The organism is Kaistella faecalis, assembly GCF_019195395.1.
In the GTDB taxonomy this organism is placed as follows: domain Bacteria; phylum Bacteroidota; class Bacteroidia; order Flavobacteriales; family Weeksellaceae; genus Kaistella; species Kaistella faecalis.
The window spans coordinates 759919-776982 of record NZ_CP078067.1 but is presented as its reverse complement, the minus strand read 5'-3'; the positions used below and the strand labels follow the sequence as shown (position 1 = coordinate 776982).

Sequence of the window (17064 nt, the reverse complement as noted above, 5' to 3'; positions counted from 1 at the left end):
ATTACAGATTTTTAATTTCGTTGAACAGATTGATGAGGTCGTCATTGGCTTCCTGGCCGTTGTTTTTGGATTTAAAATAATCTTTGAAAAGCGACTGAATATCCTGATTCAGATTAACGGTGCGCAATTCATTTTCATTAAATTCCTGATTTCTGACTTTCGGAATCAGATGTACAATCCCGTGATGAGTCTGGTAAATGCGTTTTCTTTCTTCTGCGGTAAGAAATGTTTCGCTTTCTAATGTCAGTTCTACGAAAGAATTCTGATTTTCAGTAAGCCATTCAACAGCAGTTTCAACATTGTTAAAGGTTTTTCTGGCCAAACTTTTTCCATTTTGCAATGGAATTTTTTGAAAAGAAACATTTTGATTCGGCTGCGCATCAATAATTGAAATATATTTGGTCTGTCCGGCCTCGCTAAAACTGTAGCAGAGTGGGGAAGAAGCGTACACAACAGGTTTATCTTCGGTTCCGATATTTCGACAACCATGGAGATGTCCCAAAGCCGTGTATTGTATCTGAGCCGGAATGATATCTGAGTAAATTAAATCCGCATTCCCAATTTTGATGGGCTTTTCTCCTTCAGGTTCCTCCAGAAGCGGAGCGCCTTTTTTATTTATGTACAGGTGAGCCATGAGAAGATTTACCCCGTTTTCATCACAATATTTATCAGCCAGATTTTTCCAGTTTTCGGCTAAAACATTATTAAGTTCTTCTTCTTTATTCTCCCCGAAATATTCCTTCAGACGGATTTCGTTCGCGTAAGGTGTATGAAGAATTCTAACAGGAAAATCCTGATTTTTCATCTGAATTTCAATATATCCCGGAGCGGATTTTATGATGGTGAAACCTTCCACTTCAAACGGACTGACCTCCGCTTTTGGATGACCAATGAGGATAATTCCACATTCGCGGGCCAAGGGATCGGGTGCGTCGATGAGATTTGGGGAGTCATGATTTCCGGAAATGGCAACAACGGGGCGTTTTCCGTTTAATGAAAGCCTTTTTAATGTTTTATAGAAAAGTTCCGTCGCCTCAACACTGGGATTAAAATTATCGAATAAGTCACCGGCAATCAGAACAAGATTAACATTCTGTTCGTTGGCGATTTCTACGATTTCGTTCATGACCAAAACCTGTTCTTCAAGTCTTGAAAATCGGTCAAGTCGTTTACCCAAATGCCAGTCGGCGGTATGCAGAATTTTCATGTTCAGAAGTATTTAGGATATAATGGAGTCATTTAAACGTCCACTTTCCAAATGTAAGGACAAAATATAATGAATTTCCACTGCATTCCGTATAAATAAATTCTAATGAGTAATTTTACGGCATTATGGAACAGAAACAGAAAGATCCTCTTCATGGAAAGCGGCTGGATGCAATTTTAGAGGAATTGGTGGAATATTATGGCGGGTTTGAAGATTTGGGAAAGCAGATCGATATTAAATGTTTTACCGATAATCCGAGTATAAATTCTTCTCTGAAGTTTTTAAGGAAAACCGATTGGGCAAGAACGAAGGTTGAGAGCTTATATCTGTATGTTTTAAGGCAGAAAAAGAAAAACGCGAAACCGGATCAGTAGTTTAATCTAAAAACTTCCCGGAAACATAATACCATCTTCCATTGACGTTTTTAAAAAGCGAATGTTCGTGGTGAAGCTGCTTTTTGCCGTTTTCATCGGTGTAATACGCTTTAAATTCCACCTGATCAGAAGTTGGCGTTTTGATGATTTCGAGTTTGGTCCACTCATTTATTTCTCCCCATTCCTGTAAATCTTTTTTATTGTGAAATTTACGCTTGGAAGGCAAAGTAGTTTCCATTAAATAGGCTCCGTTGGGAACCGCAAAAGCGCAAAACCGTGATCGCATCAACGCTTCCGCAGTTGGAGCGTGTTTTTCTCCGTTGTGAAAAGGTTTGCAGCAATCTTCGTATGTTTTTCCGGAACAGCAGGGACAGTTCATGTTTTGTAATTCTTTAAATAAGTTTCGGCTAAAGCCAATGCTCATTTTAATAAATAAACGGGCTAAAGCCCGTTCCTATTGATGTTTATGATCAAATTTACCTTACGACTGTAAATATCTTTCGCGGATAATATTCAGATGGTGAATATTATGACCGACTACTAATTTTCCTAAGGTTTCCACGGAAATTTCATTCCCGTTTGCGACACCCGATTCAGCCAACTGTTCTGCATTTAAGTTTTCAAAAAATATCAGAGACGATCTTCTAACACTTTCAAACTCATCCATCAGACTTTTTAAACTTCTTTCTTTGGGATAATGTTTTGCATAAAGTTCTTCATCCCAGCCGGCAAGTTCGGTTTTGTCTTTTCTTGAGAATCGTAATGCACGGTAAGCAAAAATTCTTTCCGCATCAATGAGGTGCTGCAGCAGTTCTTTCAAAGTCCATTTTCCTTCGGCGTAAGCATATTCTGCCTGTTCCGGAGTTAAACTGTCGTAAATTTCCAGGGTTTTCGTCCCGGAAATCTTCATTTCTTCAATCCAGTTTTGCGACGGGATATAATCAAGATAACGCTGGATGTATTTTTGAAAATCAGTCATATCGATAGGTTTTAAAAGTACTCGCAGATTTCGCGGATTGAGCTGATTTTTCATCTGCGTAATTTGCCAAATCTGCGAGCAATAATTAGTAAAGCCAGAAGTCTAACTCATTAAGAAAACGCTCTTTCCAGATCGGCAATCAGATCATCTTTGTCTTCAATACCAACACTTAATCTTACCAAATCGTCGGTAATTCCCAGTTCAGCGCGTTTGTCTTCAGGAATGGAAGCATGCGTCATCAAAGCCGGATGATTAGCCAAAGATTCAACACCGCCTAAAGATTCAGCCAAGGTGAAAACTTTTACTTTTTCTAAAAACTTAATGGCGTCTTCTTTTTTACCTGATTTAAACGTAAAGGAAACCATTCCGCCGAAATCTTTCATCTGTTTTTTCGCCAGATCGTGTTGTGGATGAGATTCTAAACCTGGATAAATTACTTTATCAACCGCAGGATGACTTTCTAAATATTTAGCGACTTCCATACCGTTGTCCGAATGACGCTGCATTCTTAAAGCCAGAGTTTTAATTCCTCTCAAAACCAGATAAGAATCATGAGGACCGAGAATTCCGCCGCTCGCAAACTGGATGAAGTGAAGTTTTTCGCCCAGTTCAGCAGTTTTAGCAATCAGTGCTCCGGCAATAACATCGGAATGTCCACCGAGATATTTTGTCGCGGAATGCATTACAATATCAGCACCCAGATCTAAAGGAAGCTGCAGATAAGGTGAGGCAAAAGTATTGTCAACCGCAACCAGAATTTCTTTTCCTTTTACCAGATCGGTTACCGCTTCGATATCCACCAGTTTCATGAGCGGATTGGTTGGCGTTTCGAGCCAGATGAGTTTGGTTTTATCGGTAATTAAATCTGAGATTTTAGAAACATCGTCGAAATTCACGAAAGTAAACTTTAACTGATATTTTTCGAACAAACGGGTAAACATTCTGTAAGTTCCGCCATAAAGGTCATCAACCGCAATTACTTCATCACCCGGATTCAGTAATTTTAAAACACAGTCGATCGCTGCCAAACCGGAACCGAAAGCCAAACCTCTCGCACCGTTTTCAATGCTTGCCAAACTGTCTTCCAGAGCCTGTCGTGTAGGATTCGCGGCGCGGGAATATTCGTAACCGGAATGGATTCCCGGAGATTTCTGCGCAAAAGTTGAAGTTAAAAATACAGGCACATTTACCGATCCTGTCGCTGATTCGTGGTGTTGCCCACCGTGGATTACTTTTGTATTGAAGTTCATAGTGATTTGATTTGATTTGATTTGAAATTTGAAGTTCGGGATTTGAAAATTACATTTTTATCGCAGATTTCGCCGCGAACTGCTCCGCCATTTCTTCCATCCATTTTGCAACATCTTCTTCTCCGGTAGCACGTTCGTAAGTGTTTGCCAAAGAAACAAGGATTTGGTGAAGAAACATTTTCATCTGGTCTACGGGCATGTCTTTGGTCCAGAGATCGATTCTTAAAGCTTCCATCGTCTTATCGTCCCAAACAGAAATCATGGTTGCTTTGGTTTCCTGGGCTTCGATTCCGCCATCTTCGGCGTTCCAGGTCATGGTTTCCGGAACGTGGTTTTCATCAAGTTCAATGTCTATGGTAATTTGGGTCTTTCTCATGATTTTATTTGAATTGGGAGTCGGCGGTAAGCGCAACTCTTTTTAATATTTAGGTTTATAGTTGCTTTGGTTGAAAATGTCCTGAGCGTTCATTTTCAGGAAATCGCCGAGTTTTGTTTCAGGTTTTTCCTGATAGAATTTCCTGCTGATTTGCCATCCTGTGAAAATTCCGACTCTTGGAGAAGATTCGTTATCGATTTCGGTATAGAATTTTGAAAACGGACCGGGATTGATAAACCGTTCCTTTAATCGGATGTCGTCACTGAAAATAAGATTGCTTTCTACGAAATAATTCCAGATGTTTACTTCATTTTCTTTTGCCCATTCATATTGTTTCTGGGAATAATGCATCTTCAGATAATCCGGAAAATCCGGTAGAAAAGCATCCTGAAGGGTCATAATTTTCCCCTGATAAATAATCTCGTCGATAAATTTCTGGTGATTGGGATTTGGCTGAACAAAATATTCGGCAAAGGTTTGCGATACTTTAGGAACGATATTCTGAGGATTCATTGAGAGTTGGAAATACTGCTCCAAGCCTTTGTAATTTGGGTTGTTGTCGCCCATAAAACCGGTAACATCAATAAAAAGCATATTGACATCATCTCTGTAAAAGACAGGTTCCATAATTCCGCTCAACACCGATGAAAAGAGAAAAACCTGCGGTTCTTTAAATTCAGGGAAATGGTATTTGATGTGCGAAAAAAGGCCTGTTAAATCTTTGTTGAGTTTGGCAATATCAATTTTAGAAATGGCTTCCTTATAAATTTTCACTTCAGCCGTATCGGCTCTTCTGATGCTGTAATCCTCATCAGGAACACTTCCCTGAAACCACGGATATTTCTGTTTGAATTCCTCGAGAGGTACATTCGTGTCGTAAAATTTCTTTGAAATATCGGTCACTTCCACATTTTTCGCAGGGTCTTTTATTTCGACATTCCAAATATTTTCCGTCTCTTTTTTGCAGGAAACTGCACCGAAAACTAAAACGGCTGAAAAAAGCAAATATCTAAAAAACTTCATTATTTTTACATCAGATTTAAGACGCAAAAATAAGCAAAATTTAAGGATTCTGCGATCTCCGTCACTTACTTGAAAACAGACAAAAAATGCAAACAGAAAAAATAACAGAAAAGATCGTTTCCTGGCTGAAAGAATATGCCGAAAATGCTAAAGTTAAAGGATATGTGATCGGAGTTTCCGGCGGTGTGGATTCTGCAGTAGTTTCCACCCTGTGTGCAATGACGGGACTGAAGACGCTTTTAATCGAAATGCCGATTCATCAGAAAGAAGATCAGGTAAACCGCGCCTGGGAACATATTGAAGATCTGAAATCGAAATTTTGTAATGTCGAAGCCATTTCGCTGAACCTTACACCTTCTTTCGAAGAACTTTATAGGGCTTTTAATGTAGATGATGAAATATATCCGGAAGAAAAACTGGCATTTGCCAATACAAGAGCGCGTCTGAGAATGCTTACGCTGTATTATTTCGGGCAGCTGAACGGACTTTTAGTTTGCGGAACCGGGAATAAAGTTGAGGATTTCGGGATTGGTTTTTACACCAAATACGGCGATGGTGGAGTAGATGTTTCGCCGATTGCCGATCTTTATAAAACCGAGGTTTACGCACTGGCGAAATCGCTGAATCTGGTAGAATCAATCCAGAATGCAATTCCGACCGACGGACTTTGGGATGTGGAAAGAACTGATGAACAGCAGATTGGCGCCTCTTATCCGGAACTCGAAAAAATCCAGAAAGAATGGGGAACCAAAACCGAAGCAGATTACAGCGGAAGAGACCTGGAAGTGTATAAAATTTTTGCCCGAATGAACAAAGCCGCGCAACACAAAATGCAGCCCATTCCGGTTTGTGATATCCCTGAAGAATGGAGGTGAAAAAGAACCATGAAAAAGATTCGGTTTAAAAATATTATCTAAAATTAAAAATGAACAGACAAAGTCTCAAACTCGTTTTCTTTTTTATCATCGGGATGCTTACTGCGTTTTTGGTGATGTACCTCGTCAATAATTACAAAATTGAGAAGAAGAGTGAAGCCGGAACTCAGCAAACAACTACGGTAACGCAGGAAAGTGGATACGCAGATCGTCAAGAAAATCAGCAAAACATTCAGCAGGATTCCCAAGCAAATAAGGAAAGGAATTCTTCAACTAACTCAGGCAATATTGATGACCTTACCGAAGAAAACCTGGTCATTGATTATGTGAAAGCGAACAGAAAACTTCCGCATTATTATATCACCAAAGGCGAAGCCAGAAGTAAAGGCTGGGTCGCGTCTGAAGGAAATTTATGTGATGTTTTGCCAGGTCGAGCGATTGGCGGGGATAAATTCAGCAACAGAGAAAAAACTTTGCCAATAGGGGCGCAATATTTTGAAGCCGACGTGAATTACAACTGCGGACGGCGAAATGCCGACCGAATTGTCTTTACCAAAAACGGTGAAGTTTGGCTGACTAAAAATCATTACAAATCATTTGAAAAGCAATAGAAAAAATTTAAATCACTTCTAAAAAATAAAAATGAAAACAGTTTATATCGATTTTACAGACATCGGCGATTACGATGATTTTTATGCCCAATTAAAGGAAAAACTTACGCTTCCGAAATATTTCGGCGATAATTTAGATGCGCTTTATGATTCGCTGACGGGTTTTGTTCAACTTCCGCTTCATCTTGAATTTGTGAACTTAAGTGTTGATCAGCTCGAAACTTTCGAAGATTTGCTCGTAACGCTGGAAGATGCAGAAGATGAAATGGATGATTTTACGTTCGCTTATTTTCTAGAGCAATACGAAGATGAAGAAGGTTCTGAAGAAGAAACTCCAACTCAACAATAAATAATAAAACCACCGAAATCCGGTGGTTTTAATTTGATATTAAATACTGACTGAAGAACTCCTTATTTTAAAGCTGATAAAAGATCAACTCCATTTACTGTTGCCCAGTTTCCGGAAGTTAGGGTAACTTTTTTTACAGTTGCATCACTCGTAAAAGTTTTTCCTCCGTTTGGCGTGTAGGCGTAACCCCAAATGTTCAGATTATCCGAACCGGTGTGATTGATCGGGGAAATACTTATTTTATTTTTGTTAACCTGCTCGCTTTCGGTTGCGGCATCCTGAATCAGAACAGCGTAGGCCTTTTTGCCGTCGGTGTCTTTGTAACCGTCTATAAATACATTGCTGAAGATTCCGTTCCCGTGTTTCTTGAACTGAATCGCCGAAACCTCGATGGATCCAGCGGTTTCTGGTTTTGTTCCTGCCGCTCTTATCAAAGTGATTCCGTTTACTTTCGGTGCGGTATTGTCTGCGTTTCCGGACGCCTCAATTTCCATCCCGAAATTTCCGATACTTGTTTGGTAAGCAAACCAGTTGCTGTTATTCTGTCCGCTCCACGCGTCCTGCCAGTCGAAGGAATCATCGTAATTTCCGTAAGCCACAAGGTTTTTTCCGCTTACTGTTCCGCCGAAAAATTCGTAACCGTCATCTGTTCCCATGTAAGCGACTAAATTTTCAAGAACTGTTCCTGCACCTACGGAATAGAAAGTCATTGAATTCGTTTCAGAAGTTCCGTCTCCGATTTTTTTACCGCCATATTCTACTCTTACATATTTTAAACTTCCGGAGTTATCGTTCGGATTGTCGCCGCCATAATAAACGTTGTTCCCGTCTTCAGAAAGTGCCTTTGATGCACCGTTAATGGCTTTAATAGGCGCATTTCCGTAAACGGTTACTCCGCCCCAGTCGCCGGGTTTTTTGTTGTCGGTGGTAAAAACAATTGGTTCTGCAGCGGTACCTTCTGCATAAATTTTTCCGCCCTGTAACACGACCAGGCTGCTTCCTACGGAAGTTTTTGCGGTAAATGTCGCGCCGGGTTCTATAGTAAGTGAAATTCCTTCAGGAACTTTTACGATTCCTTCCAGTGTGTAGGTTCCTTTTTTTACAACGGTGTTCTGTTTCAGCGTTCCTGTCAACGTTCCTGTTCCGCTTAAAACAGCTCCTGTTGTTCCGCCGGTTCCCGTTCCACCACTGTTGATATCGGCATCTTCTCTGATTTCTACCGTACAAGATGTCACTGCAAATACTGCTGCAAGTGCCCATAAATTAAAAATGTTCTTTTTCATATTACTTTTAAGTTTTTTATTAATGATTTTTAGAAGGTATACCCAGCGGTGAAGTTGAAAGTTGTTCCGCGTTTGTAGTCGGTATGAGTTGTTGTTCTCACATTCAAAGGCATGTAGCCTTCGTCGCCGAGCTCAAGTTTATAGGTGCTGTTCAGAATATTCTGAATTCCGAGTTTCAGGTTCCAGTTTTTAGTAAGCTGTGCGTTGTACACAAAATCAAGCTGGTGGAAAGGTCTTTCGTAAATATGGTCTAATCCTGAAGTTCCCACAGTGAAAATCTTCGGACCGGAGACGTTATAGATAAATGAAAGAGTATGAGGAAGATTATTCGCATTTCTAAATTCATATTTCAGATCAGCATTGGCGGTCCATGGTGCAGCGCCCTGCAGGTTTCTCTCTTTTAATGTTCCTGTGAAATTCGCAGGCATTTCCTGTTCCAATTCTTCGGCACTTCTTTCAACTTTGGAATACATAAAAGTGGCATTGGCTCCTAAAGTCCAGTTTGATAGCGATTCACTAATCCTTGATAAGTTCAAAATTCCTTCAAGTTCAGCTCCGGCTAAAACTGCATTCTTTGCATTGAAATAGGTAATTGCTACACCGTTGGAATTTCCCGATGCTGTGTAACTTCTTTCGATGGCATTATCGATTTTTTTAGCAAAAATATTCACTGCAAAAAGTTCTTTATTGGTCGGAAAAATCTCATACTTCAGATCGAGATTGTAGTTTTCGCTGTTCTTCAGGTCTTTGTTTCCAATGATGTTCTCGTTATCCGGATTGATGTAAGTAATCGGCATATACTCAATCAAAATCGGCCTTGTAATGGTTTTACTTGCCGCAAAACGGATGTTGGATTTCGTGTTGAGTGATTTTTTAACCGAGAACGAGGGTAAAATAAAATACTGGTTTCTGCTCAGATTATTAAATCCTGAATCTCCCTGTTCCTTATATCGGGTAATGTTGATGTTGTTTTCAACACGGCCTCCCACTAAAATATCCCAGTTGTCATTTGGCTTATAATTTAAGTTCAGATATCCCGCATTTACAAACTGGTAAAGATTGGAGCGGTAATCATTTTCATTGGTTTCTTCCTTGAAATGGAAAGCGCCGTTCATGATATAATCGTTATAAATCTGCTGAGGATGATCAATGTCAACTACTACAGTTCTTAAGTCTACATTATCAATATTCGATGCAATAAACCGGTAGGAATTGCTTCTGTGATCGAAGAATCCGTTATATCCCACTGCAAGTTGCCAGGGATAATTTTTCTTTTCCCCTTTCTCACCAAGAAAAACTGAATATTCTGCAAAACCTGATAAGTAGCTGTTCCCGTTTACATCCAGATACTGACGGATGAGGTTGTTTCCGCCAAAAGTCATTTCCACTTCGTTAGGTTTTCCGGTAAGGAATCCTTCGGAAATCTTGCGGTCGGGTTGCTGAAAATTGTTTTTTACCCAGCTTCCTCCAACTTTGAAGAGATGACGGTCGCCAATTTTCTGGCTTCCAAGCAGCTGTACATCCAAAAATTTAGATAAATCCATCTGATCCACACGGAAAAAACGCCTTCCCGCATCCTGTTCTTTCTGATCCTTGTAACCCAGAAAATCGCTGATGACATTGGCAGAATTCTGTAGAAATATCGTGTTCAGGGCGACATTTAAACCGCGGTTTTTGTAGCTGAGGCCAACAAGTGCTGATGATTCCAGCTCATAGGTGTATTCTTTACGGTTTAGGTCGTTATTCATTTTACCTTCGGTCTGCAGAGAAATAAACTGGTTCTTATCTCCGTCGGTATATTCATATTTGCTGCCCTGGTTCAGAGAGAGCAGAAGTCCCATCTCAGCATTTTCGCCGGATTTAAATTTCTGCGCAGTGGTAAATCCAATGCTTGTATTCGGTAAAGCTTTGATGTTTTCAACATTCCAGCCGTCTTTGAAAGAATTTACTGATTCCTGTTGAGTGAAATTATAATTGGTCGGTACGAAACCTCTAACTTCACCTGGAAGTTGACGATCCCGTGAATTTAATCCCAGATAACCATTAACCGAGTAGGCGTTTGGATTTACTTTAAAATTTTTGAGAGTGGTTTGCGTATTGTAGCCGAAACCGAATTCGATTTTTGAAAAAGCTTTATCGATTGTTAGGGTTTCAATATCGAAAGTTGCCCCCGCAAAGTCTGCATAAAGATTAGAATTAAATGTTTTATAAATATTCAGTTTTCCCACCACATCGGTCGGAAACTGTTTCAGTGCAATGATTTTCTGAAACGGATTATTTGATGGGGAGCCCAAACCGTTAATCAGCAGGGTGTTGTACCGTTCTTCCAGACCTCTTACAAACAGTCCGCGGCCTTCCACGGTAGTAATTCCGGTTACTTTTACCAAACCCTGTTCTACATTAGAAATTCCTTTTCGCGAAATTTCCTCGGCACCCATCGACTGTTTCTGAATAACCGCTTTTTTTTGGTCTCCCAAAATTGCAGTTTCAGAGATTTTACTGCTGTTGCCGCGTATGATGACGCCCTCGATGTTTTTCTCTTTTTTTATAGTATCCGTCGGTGTTATCTGCCCATAAAACAAGGCGGATGAAGAGGTTAAGAACAAAACCGCAATACTCAGTTTTTTAATTTTCATTCCTTTATTAGATTTCTTTCGTTGCAAAGGAATAAAGAACACACTGTTTTGGTGTTTCTATAATCTTAAGTTTGCTTTAAGAAATTCTGAACGGAATTGGGGTAATATTAATTAATTATGAATATTGTAAAGTGGCGGCTTTGCGATATCAAATTTGACTAACTTTGAAAGGTTAAATAGTAAAGATGAATCAGAAAAAAATTCTTTTAATTGATGACGAACAGGATATTCTGGAAATATTATCCTATAATCTCGAAAAAGAAGGTTACCAGGTTTCCACCGCCAGCAACGGAAACGAAGGAATTGAAAAGGCAAAACAGATCATCCCCGATCTTATTCTACTGGATGTGATGATGCCGGAAAAAGACGGCATCGAAACCTGCCAGGATTTAAGAAAAATCAAAGAACTGCAGAAAACGCTCATCGTATTTCTTTCCGCAAGAAGCGAAGAGTTTTCTCAGCTTGCCGGTTTTCAGGCTGGAGCCAATGATTATATCGTGAAAATCATTAAACCGAAAATTCTTATTTCTAAAGTCAACGCCCTTTTACAGCTTACTTCGCAGGTTTCTGAGACTTCAAAAAATATTAATGTTGGCGATTTGATAATTGATAAAGACAATTTCAGGGTTTCCAAGGCCGGGCAACAGTTCCTGCTTCCTAAAAAAGAATTTGATCTGCTTTATCTCCTTGCTTCCAATACCAATAAAGTTTTCAAACGCGAAGAAATCCTGGAAAAAGTCTGGGGCAACGATGTAATTGTTGGCGAAAGAACCATCGATGTACACATCCGCCGCCTCCGCGAAAAACTGGGAATCAGTACCATTCAGACCTTAAAGGGAATCGGTTACAAATTAGTTGTGTAAATTTGTAAGATGAGGTTTCACCGGCTTACTTTACTTGCTTCAGTTTTCCTGACCGTAGCCATGTCTCTGGTGGCGTTGGGTTTCGATTATACCAACGATGCGGTTTTTCACAGCAAAAGCAATTTTTATCTTACTCTTTTCGTTTGCGTCGTCCTGATATTTGCGCTTAATTATGTGATTCTTGATTACCTTTTTAATTTCTATGGTAAGAAGCAGATAAGAAAAATCTCTACCATTCTTCCGGAAGACATCAGTCCCGATGATGATAATGAAATGGATTTTAAGCAGCTGGGGGAAAGATTTTCTGCCTTTAGCCAAAAGAGCGCGACCGAAATGGTAACCATGAAAGAAATGGAAACTTATCGGAAAGAATACATCGGAAATGTTTCTCATGAACTGAAAACCCCTTTATTTTCTATCCAGGGATATGTTGAAACCCTTATGGATGGCGGTGTGGAAAATCTGGCAATCCGCGATAAATACCTGGAAAGAATTGATAAATCGGTAGAAAGGTTACTTAATATCGTGAAGGATCTTGATATGATCAACCAATACGAATCCGGCGAAATAACGTTGAATGTCACCAGTTTCGATCTTAACAGTGTCGTGCGCGAGATTATTGACCTTCTGGATCTGGAAGCACTTCGGAAAGAAGCAAGAGTACAGCTGCAGACCGCAGCACCGCAGATTTTCGTAAATGCCGATAAGCAGAAAATCTCTCAGGTCCTGATCAATTTAATTTCAAATGCCATTCATTATGCGAACAGAGACAGGGCGCAGATTATCATCAAAACTACCATCCTGAAAAATAAGGTTTTGGTCACCGTGGAAGACAACGGAATGGGAATTAAACCTGAAGTTTTACCCCGTATCTTTGAAAGGTTTTACCGCGTGGAAACCAGCAGAAACCGTAACGACGGGGGGTCCGGACTGGGTCTCGCTATTGTGAAACATATTCTGGAAGCGCATGGGGAGAATATCTCCGTGGAAAGCGTATATTTGGAAGGTACACAGTTCAGTTTTTTACTCGAGAAAAGCAATTAACCAGCGCAAAATGTAAGCAAAACTTTTTTAAAAAAAGGGCTGCGAATTCTTTTTTGTCAAAATTCTATTGTTTTATATTTGTACCGGAAATCAATTCTAAAAAACTATCAAAATTTAAACACAAAATGGTTTATAAAATCCGCATTATTTTAGATGCTAAAGATGATATCTTCCGCGATGTTGAGATCAAGGAAAAGCAGAATCTCTGGAATCTGCATTTGGGAATCAAGAGCGCATTTACGCTCATGGGCGAGGATCTTTCGCTTTTTAACATTCTGGATGAGGAGGGAATGGTTGTAAAAACAGTTCCGTTGGAAGATATGAGTGATGATGGGGAAGGAGAAATAATGTCGGATGTATATATTACCGAAGCTTTCGAAAAAGTAGGTGACAAAGTTCATTTCCAGTATGGTTTTATGGATCTTTGGGAGTTCTTCTGCGAGCTGGTAGAAATTATCGACGAAAAACCTGCTGTAAATTATCCTATTACCGTTTTCCGTTTCGGAAATATGCCGCTGAAAGCACCGAGTAAAGGAGGAAAGAAAGCAAAGAAAAGTTCGCCGATTCCTTTGGCTGATGATGATTTCGGGAATTTTGACGAAGATTTCAGTTCCGGTGATTTTTCAGATGAAGACGAAGGTTTTGATGATGAGGAAGATGATTTCGATGATGATTTCTTTGAAGAGGATGATACTGACGAAGTTTAAAAATACAGCCCCGGATTTTCCGGGGTTTTTTATTGAACTTTTTATAGTAATTGAAGGGAGAACGATGCGTCCGCGACTGGGAATTTTAATAAAAAACCCATACATTTGCTAGCAAATCATCAGAATGAAAAAACTCATCCTTTTAGCAATCATCGGTCTGGGAATCGCATCCTGTACCACTCAAAAATCTACAAAAATGAACGAGTTGCCCAGCGAATGGAAGCACACCACCAATATTTACGAAGTTAATATAAGACAGTACACTCCGGAAGGAACTTTCCGGGCATTCGAAAAAGAGATGCCGCGTCTGAAAGAAATGGGAGTAAAGACCCTTTGGTTTATGCCGATCACACCCATCGCACAGAAAAATAAAAAAGGGCCTTTGGGCAGCCAGTATGCAGCACAGGACTACACCGCCATCAATCCGGAATTCGGTACGATGGAAGATTTTAAACATATGGTGGATGAAGCTCATAAAATGGGTTTCAAAGTAATCATCGACTGGGTTGCAAATCACACCGGTTGGGACCATGTATGGACGAAAACCCATCCTGAGTTTTATCTTAAAGATCCTAAAACAAACGATTTCCAGATCGCTTCCGGAATGGATGATATTATCGAACTGGACTACAGCAATCCTGAAATGCGATTAGCGATGATCGAAGCTATGAAATTCTGGGTGCGCGAAACCAATATCGACGGATTCCGCTGCGACCTCGCTGCTTGGGTTGAAGTTGATTTCTGGCAGCAGGCAAGACCGGAAGTTGAAAAAGTAAAACCGCTCTTCTGGCTCGGCGAATTCGACGAACTCGACAATCCTGATTACGGGAAAGTTTTCGATGCAAGTTACATCTGGAACTGGATGCACAAAACAAAAGATTATAACGACGGGAAAGCTTCTTTTGATGATTTAAAAAATCTTCTTTCAAGATATTCAGCGATCGGAGACGGTTCGATGAGAGCCTGGTTTACTTCCAATCATGACGAAAATACCTGGAACGGAACCGAGTATGAAAAATATGGTGTTCTGGCAAAACCTTTAGCCGTGTTTTCCGTAACGTGGAATGGCGTTCCGCTACTTTATAACGGTCAGGAACTTCCATTGAAAACAAAAAGACTGGAGTTTTTCGAGAAAGATCCAATCCCGTGGACAGGAACTAATGAACTTCACGGTTTCTACAAAACTTTACTAAACCTTAAATCAGATAATCCGGCATTAAGAGGAGGTGATCCTGCCGCAAAAACTCAGATTCTTAAAACTTCGGCAGACGATAAGGTCTTAGCTTATGTCAGAAAGAACGGTAAAGATGAGGTGTTGGTTGTTCTCAATTTCTCTAAAGAGAATGTCTCTTTTACCATCGGTGACGAAAATGTTTCCGGAGTATTTAAAAATGTTTTCAGTGGTCCCGTAAAAGATTTTTCACAGGATAAAAGTTTTTACTTACCGGTCGGCGGATATGCCGTAATGGAAAAATAAACGCTGAATGAACAAATCCGAAATCCTGCAGATCATTCATGACAAATTATCAGAAAAAATTGGTCATTTAGAACATCTGATTGCCGAAACCCGCGCCGCCAACAACGAAACGAAAAGTTCCATGGGCGATAAATACGAAACTTCGCGGGAAATGGTACAGCAGGAGATCAATAATCTGCAGATTCAACTGAATGAAAATCTGCGGGCGAAAAATTCTTTGAAATTAATCAATACCAATCTTCATCAGACCGTCGGTTTGGGAAGTCTGGTAGAAACGGATAAAGGCATGTTTTATATTGCAGTTTCCTTAGGCTCTCTTGAAACTGATCATCATAAAATATTTTTAATTTCCCCTGAAAGTCCTTTAGCACAAGCGATGACAGGAAAAGTTAATAAGGATGTTTTTGTTATTAATGCGGTAAAACAGACCATTAAAAATATCTGGTAAAAATTAGAAATATGAAATTAAAATTTGTTTTATGTTGGTCTTTGCTTCTGACTTTTATAAACATTCAGGCACAACAGATGCAGAAAGTGGTAGCGTCATTTGGTGGAGGTAGTTTAGGTTCTATAGAAATTTATACTGAAGAATTTGTGTTTTTTCTTACTGAAAATGGCAGTATTTCAGGTTTTACAACAAATAATTTTAACGGCAGTTTTGATTATTATGACAATGAACATTTTGAAAAAGAAAAATACGGAAAACTCAAAAGTTATGGGAATACAAAGATTGAGTATTGGCTGACTTCCAACGTGAATGATGCAAGATACGGGAAGGTGAAGAGTATTGGTAAAGTTACAATCGACTATTGGGACAGCCACAATTACGAAAAAGAAAAATTTGGAAGAGTAAAAAATATTGGAACGATCCCGGTAGATTACTGGGATAAAGACGGTTTCGACACGGCAAGATATGGGAAGATAAAAAACATAGGAAGTATATTTGTTGATTACTGGGAAAATGAACCACTAAATAAAGCAAAATACGGAAAAATCAAAAGCTTCGGACCTGTCAAATTTGACTATTGGGATAATTATTATAGCGATGAAGAGAAATTTGGTAAATTAAAATCAGTCACCGGAAATTCAGATAAAATACAGGTGAAATTCAATCACTTGCTATTTTATCAAAAATCTAATTATCAACCTTATTAATCAACCAATTAAAAAGGTTTGCTATTTTTGTAGAAAAAAACACTCCACATTCTTATCATGCAAAATTACCTCGACTTACTTCAGAATATCATCGACAACGGAACCGATAAAACCGACAGAACCGGCACCGGCACCCGAAGTATTTTTGGTTACCAGCTGCGATACGATTTGTCTGAAGGTTTCCCTTTGGTGACCACTAAAAAAGTTCATTTAAAATCAATTATTTATGAATTGCTTTGGTTTTTAAAAGGCGATACCAATGTAAAATATTTAAATGATAACGGAGTTTCTATCTGGGACGAATGGGCTGATGAAAACGGTGATTTAGGTCCGGTTTACGGCGCGCAGTGGAGAAGCTGGCAAGGAGCCGACGGCAAAGTCATCGATCAGATTTCGGAAGTGATTGATCAGATTAAAAAAAATCCGGATTCCCGGAGACTCATCGTTTCCGCATGGAATGTTGCTGAAATTCCTAATATGGCTTTAGCGCCTTGCCACGCAATGTTTCAGTTTTACGTTGCCGACGGAAAATTATCGCTGCAGCTGTATCAGCGAAGTGCCGATGTTTTTCTTGGCGTTCCCTTTAATATTGCAAGTTATGCGTTGTTACTGATGATGGTTGCACAGGTTTGCGATCTGGAAGTAGGTGATTATGTTCACACTTTTGGTGATGTTCATATTTATAACAATCATTTCGAGCAGGTCAAAAAACAACTTTCCAGAACTCCGAAAGCTTTACCAACGATGAAACTCAATCCTCAGATTAAAGATATTTTCAGTTTCACTTTTGAAGATTTCACGCTCGAAAATTATGATCCACATCCGGGAATTAAAGCGCCTGTAGCGGTTTAAATA

Annotated in this window: 19 protein-coding genes; 11 read left to right on the top strand and 8 right to left on the bottom strand. The window is 39.6% G+C overall.

The genetic code is table 11. The annotated features are described in order from the left end of the window. Position 1: 1 nt before the first annotated feature. Positions 2-1207 (bottom strand): metallophosphoesterase family protein, encoded by a 1206-nt coding sequence (locus KTV93_RS03695; RefSeq protein WP_218249978.1) that lies wholly within the window; start codon positions 1205-1207, stop codon positions 2-4. A gap of 125 nt (positions 1208-1332) precedes the next feature. On the opposite strand from KTV93_RS03695, the gene KTV93_RS03690 reads away from it, so the two are divergent. Next, entirely contained in the window at positions 1333-1581 is a 249-nt protein-coding gene (locus KTV93_RS03690) for a VF530 family protein (protein WP_218249977.1), read from the top strand. Position 1582: 1 nt separating this feature from the next. Here the strand turns inward: KTV93_RS03690 and KTV93_RS03685 are convergent, their stop codons facing one another. From KTV93_RS03685 to gldB, 5 genes are all read right to left on the bottom strand, one after another. After that, positions 1583-1960, bottom strand: a complete 378-nt coding sequence (locus KTV93_RS03685; protein ID WP_218249976.1) for a YchJ family protein — start codon at positions 1958-1960, stop codon at positions 1583-1585. A gap of 102 nt (positions 1961-2062) precedes the next feature. After that, positions 2063-2614: a DinB family protein gene (locus KTV93_RS03680; protein ID WP_230259196.1), complete on the bottom strand. Its 552-nt coding sequence runs from the start codon at positions 2612-2614 to the stop codon at positions 2063-2065. A 56-nt stretch (positions 2615-2670) separates the two neighbouring features. Beyond that, the gene (locus KTV93_RS03675; protein WP_256119086.1) at positions 2671-3816 is read right to left on the bottom strand and encodes a cystathionine gamma-synthase; all 1146 of its coding nucleotides are present in this window, start codon (positions 3814-3816) and stop codon (positions 2671-2673) included. Positions 3817-3859: 43 nt separating this feature from the next. Then, entirely contained in the window at positions 3860-4186 is a 327-nt protein-coding gene (gene gldC, locus KTV93_RS03670; RefSeq protein ID WP_218249974.1) for a gliding motility protein GldC, read from the bottom strand. Between the two features lie 42 nt (positions 4187-4228). After that, positions 4229-5209 (bottom strand): gliding motility lipoprotein GldB, encoded by a 981-nt coding sequence (gene gldB, locus KTV93_RS03665; protein ID WP_218249973.1) that lies wholly within the window; start codon positions 5207-5209, stop codon positions 4229-4231. An 86-nt stretch (positions 5210-5295) separates the two neighbouring features. On the opposite strand from gldB, the gene nadE reads away from it, so the two are divergent. Genes nadE through KTV93_RS03650 form a run of 3 tightly spaced genes read left to right on the top strand, consistent with a single transcriptional unit; the run spans position 5296 to position 7044 of the window. Continuing rightward, positions 5296-6084 (top strand): NAD(+) synthase, encoded by a 789-nt coding sequence (nadE, locus tag KTV93_RS03660; RefSeq protein WP_218249972.1) that lies wholly within the window; start codon positions 5296-5298, stop codon positions 6082-6084. Positions 6085-6134: 50 nt separating this feature from the next. Beyond that, the gene (locus KTV93_RS03655) at positions 6135-6695 is read left to right on the top strand and encodes a ribonuclease domain-containing protein (RefSeq protein ID WP_218249971.1); all 561 of its coding nucleotides are present in this window, start codon (positions 6135-6137) and stop codon (positions 6693-6695) included. A gap of 31 nt (positions 6696-6726) precedes the next feature. Beyond that, the gene (locus KTV93_RS03650; RefSeq protein WP_218249970.1) at positions 6727-7044 is read left to right on the top strand and encodes a barstar family protein; all 318 of its coding nucleotides are present in this window, start codon (positions 6727-6729) and stop codon (positions 7042-7044) included. A 62-nt stretch (positions 7045-7106) separates the two neighbouring features. On the opposite strand, the gene KTV93_RS03645 is transcribed toward KTV93_RS03650, so the two are convergent. Together KTV93_RS03645 and KTV93_RS03640 are read right to left on the bottom strand one after the other, a co-directional pair. Next, positions 7107-8327 (bottom strand): hypothetical protein, encoded by a 1221-nt coding sequence (locus KTV93_RS03645; RefSeq protein WP_218249969.1) that lies wholly within the window; start codon positions 8325-8327, stop codon positions 7107-7109. A 29-nt stretch (positions 8328-8356) separates the two neighbouring features. Next, a complete protein-coding gene (locus KTV93_RS03640; protein ID WP_218249968.1) occupies positions 8357-10963 on the bottom strand; it encodes a TonB-dependent receptor plug domain-containing protein in 2607 nt (868 codons plus the stop codon). Between the two features lie 185 nt (positions 10964-11148). On the opposite strand from KTV93_RS03640, the gene KTV93_RS03635 reads away from it, so the two are divergent. From KTV93_RS03635 to KTV93_RS03605, 7 genes are all read left to right on the top strand, one after another. After that, positions 11149-11826, top strand: coding sequence for a response regulator transcription factor (locus KTV93_RS03635; RefSeq protein WP_218249967.1), 678 nt, complete (start codon positions 11149-11151; stop codon positions 11824-11826). Between the two features lie 9 nt (positions 11827-11835). Further along, positions 11836-12870 carry a sensor histidine kinase gene (locus tag KTV93_RS03630; RefSeq protein WP_218249966.1) on the top strand — a complete coding sequence of 345 codons (1035 nt, stop codon included), beginning with the start codon at positions 11836-11838 and terminating at the stop codon, positions 12868-12870. 125 nt (positions 12871-12995) lie between these two features. Further along, on the top strand, positions 12996-13577 hold the full coding sequence (locus tag KTV93_RS03625; RefSeq protein WP_218249965.1) for an IS1096 element passenger TnpR family protein: 582 nt from the start codon (positions 12996-12998) through the stop codon (positions 13575-13577). Between the two features lie 124 nt (positions 13578-13701). Beyond that, positions 13702-15054: an alpha-amylase family glycosyl hydrolase gene (locus KTV93_RS03620; RefSeq protein ID WP_218249964.1), complete on the top strand. Its 1353-nt coding sequence runs from the start codon at positions 13702-13704 to the stop codon at positions 15052-15054. Between the two features lie 7 nt (positions 15055-15061). Then, the gene (locus tag KTV93_RS03615) at positions 15062-15502 is read left to right on the top strand and encodes a hypothetical protein (protein WP_218249963.1); all 441 of its coding nucleotides are present in this window, start codon (positions 15062-15064) and stop codon (positions 15500-15502) included. A gap of 11 nt (positions 15503-15513) precedes the next feature. Beyond that, positions 15514-16209 (top strand): hypothetical protein, encoded by a 696-nt coding sequence (locus tag KTV93_RS03610; RefSeq protein WP_218249962.1) that lies wholly within the window; start codon positions 15514-15516, stop codon positions 16207-16209. Positions 16210-16266: 57 nt separating this feature from the next. Then, positions 16267-17061: a thymidylate synthase gene (locus KTV93_RS03605; protein ID WP_218249961.1), complete on the top strand. Its 795-nt coding sequence runs from the start codon at positions 16267-16269 to the stop codon at positions 17059-17061. Positions 17062-17064: the final 3 nt, after the last annotated feature.

Coding starts and splice junctions, on each gene's coding strand:
- KTV93_RS03640 (WP_218249968.1), bottom strand. CDS start 10,963: ATGAAAATTAAAAAACTGAGTATTGCGGTTTTGTTCTTAACCTCTTCA.
- KTV93_RS03630 (WP_218249966.1), top strand. CDS start 11,836: ATGAGGTTTCACCGGCTTACTTTACTTGCTTCAGTTTTCCTGACCGTA.
- KTV93_RS03635 (WP_218249967.1), top strand. CDS start 11,149: ATGAATCAGAAAAAAATTCTTTTAATTGATGACGAACAGGATATTCTG.
- KTV93_RS03680 (WP_230259196.1), bottom strand. CDS start 2,614: ATGAAAAATCAGCTCAATCCGCGAAATCTGCGAGTACTTTTAAAACCT.
- KTV93_RS03645 (WP_218249969.1), bottom strand. CDS start 8,327: ATGAAAAAGAACATTTTTAATTTATGGGCACTTGCAGCAGTATTTGCA.
- gldC (WP_218249974.1), bottom strand. CDS start 4,186: ATGAGAAAGACCCAAATTACCATAGACATTGAACTTGATGAAAACCAC.
- nadE (WP_218249972.1), top strand. CDS start 5,296: ATGCAAACAGAAAAAATAACAGAAAAGATCGTTTCCTGGCTGAAAGAA.
- KTV93_RS03620 (WP_218249964.1), top strand. CDS start 13,702: ATGAAAAAACTCATCCTTTTAGCAATCATCGGTCTGGGAATCGCATCC.
- KTV93_RS03615 (WP_218249963.1), top strand. CDS start 15,062: ATGAACAAATCCGAAATCCTGCAGATCATTCATGACAAATTATCAGAA.
- KTV93_RS03685 (WP_218249976.1), bottom strand. CDS start 1,960: ATGAACTGTCCCTGCTGTTCCGGAAAAACATACGAAGATTGCTGCAAA.
- gldB (WP_218249973.1), bottom strand. CDS start 5,209: ATGAAGTTTTTTAGATATTTGCTTTTTTCAGCCGTTTTAGTTTTCGGT.
- KTV93_RS03690 (WP_218249977.1), top strand. CDS start 1,333: ATGGAACAGAAACAGAAAGATCCTCTTCATGGAAAGCGGCTGGATGCA.
- KTV93_RS03610 (WP_218249962.1), top strand. CDS start 15,514: ATGAAATTAAAATTTGTTTTATGTTGGTCTTTGCTTCTGACTTTTATA.
- KTV93_RS03625 (WP_218249965.1), top strand. CDS start 12,996: ATGGTTTATAAAATCCGCATTATTTTAGATGCTAAAGATGATATCTTC.
- KTV93_RS03605 (WP_218249961.1), top strand. CDS start 16,267: ATGCAAAATTACCTCGACTTACTTCAGAATATCATCGACAACGGAACC.
- KTV93_RS03695 (WP_218249978.1), bottom strand. CDS start 1,207: ATGAAAATTCTGCATACCGCCGACTGGCATTTGGGTAAACGACTTGAC.
- KTV93_RS03655 (WP_218249971.1), top strand. CDS start 6,135: ATGAACAGACAAAGTCTCAAACTCGTTTTCTTTTTTATCATCGGGATG.
- KTV93_RS03650 (WP_218249970.1), top strand. CDS start 6,727: ATGAAAACAGTTTATATCGATTTTACAGACATCGGCGATTACGATGAT.